Genomic DNA, 7800 nt, shown 5'->3' on the forward strand with positions numbered 1-7800 from the left:
CCCCGCTACCAACTTGGTAGCGGGGCTTTTTAATGGACAGGAGAGCCTTATTGAATTTTCTGCACTGGCGAATAAATCAGCTCACCGACGCCGTTTGTTCTGACGCCGACGCGAGCGTATATCGGCCCGCTGTAGTTTGTCGGCAGCGCCACCGACAGGTTCACGGGTTGGCTCAGGTTAGTGAGGTCAGTTGCAAACTTATCAGCAGACTTGAACTGGTTGGACACATCTACAAACTGCGTGTAGCCTAAGTAAAGCGTGGCCGACTGAATGTCGCGGGTGCCCACCTTGGTTATCGGGAAGTTGGCCGTGACGTTGGAACCCGACTTGGCGATAGTAGCCGCGCCGATGGTAAAGTAGGGCTGCACTGGTACGTCTACTACCGTGTTGCCCTTCACCTGCACCGTAATGCTGTCCGTGTTATTGGCCCAAGGACCGTTGTCGCGCAGACGGGTCAGTTTATACTCGCCGTCGAACAGGGCGGCCGAGTAGGTGCCATCCTGCGCCAGGTATATCGGTATTTTGGTGCGGTTGAATTCGCCGCGCTGCCACAGTTCGAGCTGCACACTGCCGCCGCCGCGGACGTTCAGCCCCTGGTTTTGGAAGGTGACGCGCCCAGTGAGCATCGAGGTGGGCGGGGTGATGTTATCCTTTTCGCAACTGGCCGCCAGTAGCCCCAGCCCAGCCAGCAAGGTTATTGTCAATTGTTTCATGGGTGGGAAAGGCTATTCGAAGGGATTGCGAACAATCTTGGGGTTACGGTTGCGAATGTCGTTGCCGAAGAACGTGTAGTAGTTAAACAACTGAAAGAAGCGGGGCGGACGGTAGCGTGAGGGCAGTAACTTGTCAAACACGTACTTCCCATCCAGGGGGCTGCCGGGCCGCACGATGCGGTACGGAAACAGCACGTAGGCCACGGCCGAGGGGTTGTTGGGGCTGCCATCCCAGAGCTGGTGAGCGATGCGCCAGCGCCTGAGGTCCCACACGCGGTGGTCTTCGAAGGCCAGCTCTACCCGGCGCTCGTTTTGAAGGCGGGCCAGCGTGAGGCTGGTGAGGGGCGTGGTGAAACCGGCACGGGCGCGCACCCGGTTCACGTAGGTAAGCGCGTCGGCCGTGTTACCGAGCTCCAGCGCAGCCTCGCTGGCGTTGAGGAGTATTTCGGCCAGGCGGAAGCGTACCCACCACGTATCGGAGCGAATACCACGGGTGCTGGCCCCGGCACCCGAGTCGATGAACTTGCGCAGGTAGAAGCCCGAGTTGGAAATATCCTGCTGGTTGGGCTGCGGCCCCGAGCTACCCGTGAGCAACTTGCCATCGGTGTAGAGGCTACCTAGGCTGCCCTCTACGTTGGTGTACGAGTTGGAGGCCGCGTTCCACACCTTCACCCCCGCCTGAATCTGAATGGTCTGGCCTTTAAACGCGGCACCGGGGTAGATAACCGTGCCGTAGAGGCGCGCGTCCTTGTTCTGGAACGGGCCGTCGAGATTGTCGTAGTAGACGTAATCGGTGTTGGCCGCATTGCGGATTTTCAGCTCGCCCGAGGTACCGTCGAGGTATTCAAAGGCCTCCACGAAGTTGAGAATCGGCGTAGTGGCCGACGAGCTGAGGTTGTCTTCCCGAATGCCGCGCGGAATGTTATCGTAAGTAAACCCGTGGCGGTAGTCCTTCGATACCAGGAAGTCCTTGGCCCAGATTACTTCCTTGTTAGACACGTCCTTACGCACGATGGCCTCGTAGAAGTTCTCGCCCTTGTTGGGGTTGGAGCTGTAGAGCGCGTAGGGCCCAGCCAGCACCTCTTTGGCCGCGTCGAGCGCCTTTTGATAGTAGCTGCTGGCCTGGCCCGATGGGATGCCCACCTCACCGCCTGGTGTCGAGATGTTCAAACCCGACTGCGCGTTGTACTTCGCGATAGACGCGGCGTATAGCATGGCGCGGCACTTGAGCGCCATGGCCGTGTAGCGGTTGGCGCGGGTGTTGCTCGGAGTGCCGCCGGGCTCATTGCCTAGCTGCCCTTTAATGGCATCCAGCTCGCTGGCGACGAAGTCGTATACCTCTGCTTCCTTGCTGCGGGGCACTTGCAGTGGGGTTACGTTGCCGCTGAAGTCGTACACGAGCTGCGACGTCACGAGCGGTACCCCGCCGTAGCGCTTCACCAGCTCGAAGTACATGTAGGCCCGCAGAAAGCGAAACTCGGCCTTGTACTGGTCCCGGTCGGTTTGCGGCAGCGACGTGCTGTTTTTGTCGATGCCGTCGAGGGCTACGTTGATGTCCCGAATCAGGCCGTAGTCCCAGCTGCCAAACCGGAAGGCATCGTAGTTGAAGATGTCGTTGGGGTAGTTGTTGTAGCCCGACCACATGGCCTCATCGTAGGCCGAGAAATCAACCCAGCCGCTGTAGATAGTGGTGTGTGTCGGCAGGCGGTCGTAGTAGTTGGCCAGCAGGCCCTGTATCAGCGTAGGGTCGTTCCAGAGCTGCGAGTCGGCGATGATACGCGTCGGCGTGCGCTCCAGAAACTCCTTCTGGCAGCTGGTGCTCAGGCCCAGCAGGAGGGTAGTGCCGAGGCCCAGTGATTTAAGCGAGAATTTCATGGGTGGGATAAAGCTTAGAATGATACCGAGAAGCCTGTGTTTATCAGCCGTTGCACGGGGTACTGCAAGCCGTTACCAGAGGCTACCTCGGGGTCCACATCAAGGTCTTTGATGGTGCTGAAGGTGACTAGGTTCGTGGCATTCACGTACACGCGCACGCCTTGCAGGTTCACCTTGCTCAGCCAGGCCTTGGGCAGATTGTAGCCCAGCTCGATGTTGCGCAGGCGCAGGTAGCGCACCGTGCGAATCAGGTAGTTATTGACTCTGTTAAAGTTATTTTCTCCACCCGTGCGGCGGATAGACGGGTACTTGCCCGGCACCCAGGGGCTATCTGGGTTGAAGGGGTCGGCGCGGTGCCAGCGGTCCTCGAAGAGGTAGGCCGGCGAAGTGCCGTTGTTCTGGAACGGAATCAGCAATTCCCACGCGCGCTGGAAGCTTTGCATCCCTCCGCCCACGAGGTCAACGTTCAGGCTGAAGTTCTTGTACCCGAAGCTGGTGTTGAGGGCGTAGGTCACGAGCGGCTGCCCACCCTGGATGTACCCGATGGGGCGCTGGTCGTAGCCGTTGATTACGCCATCGCCGTTGACATCCTCGTAGATGTAGTCGCCCGGCAGCTGGGTGCGGTTGCCCTGCCCGTCGTTGTTCACCTTGTAGTTCGCGATTTCCTGCTCCGACTGGAACTGGCCAATCACGTTGTAGCCCCAGCCCACATCGCCCCAGCGGTCTTCGTAGCCACCGCGGTAGCGCTCCCACGAGTTGCCAAAGCGCTGGTTGTAGTAGCGGTCAAAGCGGCGGGCCAGCGTGGCGTGCGCGCCTATCGAGTAAGTAAGCCCCCGGGTAGTAGCTCCTGAGTAGGTCAGGCCCCCTTCCAGGCCCTTCGTCTCATCCGAGTTAAGGTTTTGCCGGTTGAGGTCATAACCGACCTCCCGAGGCAGTTGAACGCTTTGGTCAAGTTCGGGCAGGCCAGTGCGGCGGCGGCGGAAAATATCAAACGTGCCCGCGAGTTTACCACCAAACAGGCCGAAATCTATCCCTACGTTCGCCGTCTTGTTGCGTACCCATGACAAAGAGGTAATAGGTAAGCCCCGGGGCTGCACCCCAATCACATACCTGCCATCTAGCACAGAAGCTCTGGAAGGGAAGTCGTAACCCTGGTAGTAGCTATAAGGCTCTAATACCCTGCCGTTAACAACCGGGTCGCTGCCGGTTAAGCCATAGCTGGCTCGCAGTTTGAGTTCTGTGAGCACGCGGCCCACGCCACTGTTTTTAATAAAAGCCTCTTCGGAAATGCGATAGCCCGCCGTTGCAGCCGGAAAGAAACCGTAGCGGCTACCCGGCGCAAAGAGGTAGGAGCCATCGTAGCGGCCCAGTATCTCGGCAATATATTTCTGCTTGTAGTTGTAGCCAAAACGCCCTACGTACCCAGCGCGGGCGGTTTCATTCACGACATCTTCCAGATAATCCTGGTTTTGGAAGAGCTGAATCGGCACCGTGTTGTTGGGCGGTACCGTGTGGATGACCATTGAGCGGTCGTCGCTGTCGTAGCGCTCGTAGGCAGCCGTCAGCGCTAGGCCATGGTCACCGAGCTGCTTATTGTAGTTCAGCTGTAGCTGCCCAAAGCGCTCGATGATGGCGCGGCGTACCTGCTGGCGCCAGGGGTTCTGGTTGCCACCCGTCACAACGTACGCCTGCGTAGTCGGATTGTAAGTATAGGCGTTGTAGGTGTATTCGAAGCCGTTGAAGGTATTGGCCGTGTAGCCATAAGAACCCGTAACCCGGGCGGTTAATCCAAAGCCAAAGTCATACTGCCCATACAGGTTGGCCTTAGCTGAACGCCAGTCGTCGTCGTTATACCCCGTAACCGACTCCTTGTAGGTAGCCGGGTTCACGTTTACGTTGTGGGTATTATTGACATAGTTCGGGTTCCCGTTGGCGTAAGGCGACTCGGTGGGCCACATTGAGAATACGCTCAGCAGCGGGTTGAAGTAGTCATCGGTGCCTGGTACACCCACCGTGTGGCGGCGCTCCAAGCGGCCATAAATCTGAGTGCCCACCCGGAAGCGGGGTGTGATTTTAGCCTCTAGGTTCGACTGAATGTTGTAGCGGCGGAAGAAATAATCCTCAATCAACGCCTTCTGGTCGAGGTAGCTACCCGACAAGTAGTAGCTCACATTGTCGGTTGAGCCCGATACGCTGGCGTTACCGTACCACTGCGGTACGTTGGGCCGGAACATAATCTTGTAGTAGTCATAGCTTTGGTAGCGTGGGGTAGCCCCCAGGCGCCACCGCTCCAGCGTGTCGGCCGTAATGGGTCCCGCCACAGGGTCACGCACTACTTGGATAGACCGGTGGTTTTGTTGGGCAAAGTTTTGCTCGGCCTCTACTTGCGCCCGCAGGTGCTGGTAGGCATTAGCCGGGCGTGGGTAGGTAGTAAAGTTCTGAATGCCGTAGTAGCCGTTGATGTTGATGACTGGCTTGCCCAGCTTGCCGCGCTTGGTCGTGACCAGCACTACACCGTTGGCCGCGCGCATCCCGTAGATGGCGGCCGAAGCATCCTTGAGCACCGATACGCTTTCGATATCGTTCAGACCCAAATTGTTGAAGGCGCCCGCGTCCGACTGCACGCCGTCGATGACATAGAGTGGGTCGCCCAGGTTGCGAATCTGAATGCTCGTGCCGTTGCCGGGGCGGGCATCGGCCTGCCGGCCCGTAATGCCCGGAATGCGGCCCACCAGCGCCGTAGTAGCCGCCGCCGCCGGCGTGCGCACCAGGTCCTGTGCCTCCACCTTGCCGATGGCCCCGGTAATAGTGGCCCGCGACTGCGTGCCGTAGCCCACTACCACCACGTCGTCGAGCGAGGCATCATCGGCTTCAAGCTTTACCGAGAGGCGCTCGCTGCCCGTCACGGGCAGTTCCTGGCGCTTAAAGCCCACGAACGACACCACGAGCACCGAGCCTGTATCCGGCACCTTAATCCGGAAGCGGCCCTGTTCGTCGGTCACCGTGCCCTTGCTGGTGCCCTTCAAAATAATATTGACGCCGGGTAGTGGGTCGCCTTTGGCATCCACTACGTTGCCCTGCACTTCTATCTCGGCCGGAGCCGGCGTAGAGGTCAGGGCAGGCGGAGAAGCCGGGGTGGCGGCAGCCGGTGTGGCAGCGGCCAGCGCCACGCAGGCCAGGGGCACCAAAGCTCGGCGGGTCACGGCGGGTCCCGTTAAGGAGCGTAAACCTTTCTTCATGGGTGGGAAATTAAAAGATACACAAACGTTTGTGTAAAGAGAGCAAAAAAAGCTTCTTTTTGGACCTTGCCAGCGGTGGCTGGGAGCGAAGCGAGTGAGTGAGCACTTGCTCGCGCAAAAGGCACAAAAGAAGTAGCGGTCGTAAAACTACTATATTTCACCAGTTAAAACCAAGTGCACATGGTGCAACGGTGAAGTATTATCAAGTTAAAAAAGCTAATTATTTTAATTAAAATATTAAAAATGAGACTATTATAAAAGAAAATTAATCATTTTAAAATAGACAAGTAGTTTAGTAGTCGCTACTAAGCTTGTAATAGGCAAGGCTGAGCAAGTAGTTACCTAGTATACAATACGGACTACGGTTAGGTAAGAATATGATTGACTGTTACAAGCGTTCGGCTGTCAGAGGTCAGCCGCCATTGAGAAGTATGGCCAACTTCTACCCAATATACAATGCCACCCAACATACCTTGGGTAAGTGTTTTCCCGTAGCGACCAGTCTGTATTTACCGCAAGCGGCACAATCGATAAAGTTATAGCAAACCACTGCTTTGCGGCTGCATCCTGGAGCAGTTTAGATAAGATGTCGCCTCAAGCCTAGCGGACTTTGCTATGACAAGGCCGACCGGAGCTACAGCCAAGCTGGCTGGGACATTATAGATACTATACCACCCGTGTATCAAGCTAGTAAAGCCTTAGGAACTCTCTGCAAAGCAAGTAAGCATACTTAGTATAAAGTATGGCACTCCTACCCACCAGCCCGTTGCCAGCGTTGACAATGGCAGGCAACGCGATTTGCAATCCTCATCCCCAATAGCTGTAAGGATGCTTCGGCGGTCATACGGGGCTATTCCACCTCTCTGCTACCACGGTGCTGGCGGCTACTGCTTGCCTGCGGCGCATTTTGTGCCAGCGGTGATTACTCTTGCTTCGTCGGTTGGGGACTGCTAAGGCTAGCAAACTGCGTAAAGCGAGCATTGTCAACTCAAACGTTACAGTAATAATAGGTTTAGCAACCAATCCATTAGGAGGCTAGCAGTTAGTGCAGCGTCAGTCCATACTTATCCTAGCTAACTCAAGTTGCGAGGTAACCGCGAAGCAGTGGCATGTTGGTAGCTATCGCAGCAATCAACTATGGAGAGCCGCAAAGCAGCGGCACGCACGAGAAAATGCCGCCGTTTTGCGGCTACTTCGCAACTCGGGTTAAGTAGTACGCGGTGTGATTTTCGCTAGTTTACACAGCTCTATACTACAACTATATACAATAGCATTGCTCTTACAGATGTCAACGGACCGACTGAGTGAGAGAAAATTTGCTATATAAATCGCTGAAAATTAAGCTTTAAATGTTTGTGTGTATGTCGCTGATACACTAGTTGAAGTATTTTCTTGAGGTAGTCCTTGTACCATCAAAATAAAATCGTACCTTTGCACCCCCAATCCGAAAGGGATTGACCCGGTAGCTGACTTATTCAAAAAAAGCCGCCAAAAAAAATTTTAAAGAAAAGTTTGAAAAGTTAAAAAGTCTTCGTACTTTTGCACTCCCAAATCGGAAGAGGCCACTTTCTCAACACAAACTGACCTCAACTTCGACAAAGAATTTTATTTTAATCGAAAATAAAATTTGCAGATTAAAAAATTCTTCTTACCTTTGCACTCCCAATCACAAACAGGGCTTGCAAACGGCAAGAAAACGAGCTGCTCAACTGGCTCACACGGTTACACTAAGTGAGTGTGACACACGTTCTTTGAATGACGGAAATAGACAAAATAGTAAGTGTCTTGTCAGCTTCGGCTGAGGAGAAACAAGCGAAATCGAATTAGACAGCAAACGTCAAATACGAGCAAGGATAGCACTCGACATCAGCCTAGGTTCGCCTAGGTGTAGGAATATTTTACAATGGAGAGTTTGATCCTGGCTCAGGATGAACGCTAGCGGCAGGCCTAATACATGCAAGTCGAACGGTGGT

The 7800-nt window shown here is 55.3% G+C and carries 3 protein-coding genes and 1 rRNA gene; 1 reads left to right on the forward strand and 3 read right to left on the reverse strand.

Annotated elements, in window-relative coordinates; genetic code table 11:
* Positions 1-47 precede the first annotated feature (47 nt).
* The 3 genes from VFO93_RS12665 to VFO93_RS12675 are packed head-to-tail and all read right to left on the reverse strand — an operon-like array spanning position 48 to position 5827.
* Entirely contained in the window at positions 48-713 is a 666-nt protein-coding gene (locus VFO93_RS12665; RefSeq protein ID WP_325134741.1) for a DUF3823 domain-containing protein, read from the reverse strand.
* 12 nt (positions 714-725) lie between these two features.
* The gene (locus VFO93_RS12670) at positions 726-2588 is read right to left on the reverse strand and encodes a RagB/SusD family nutrient uptake outer membrane protein (protein ID WP_325134742.1); all 1863 of its coding nucleotides are present in this window, start codon (positions 2586-2588) and stop codon (positions 726-728) included.
* Positions 2589-2602: 14 nt separating this feature from the next.
* On the reverse strand, positions 2603-5827 hold the full coding sequence (locus VFO93_RS12675; RefSeq protein ID WP_325134743.1) for a TonB-dependent receptor: 3225 nt from the start codon (positions 5825-5827) through the stop codon (positions 2603-2605).
* Between the two features lie 1900 nt (positions 5828-7727).
* On the opposite strand from VFO93_RS12675, the gene VFO93_RS12680 reads away from it, so the two are divergent.
* A 16S ribosomal RNA gene (locus VFO93_RS12680) occupies positions 7728-7800 on the forward strand; the annotation flags it as partial.

Source organism: Hymenobacter sp. (assembly GCF_035709525.1).
GTDB lineage: Bacteria > Bacteroidota > Bacteroidia > Cytophagales > Hymenobacteraceae > Hymenobacter.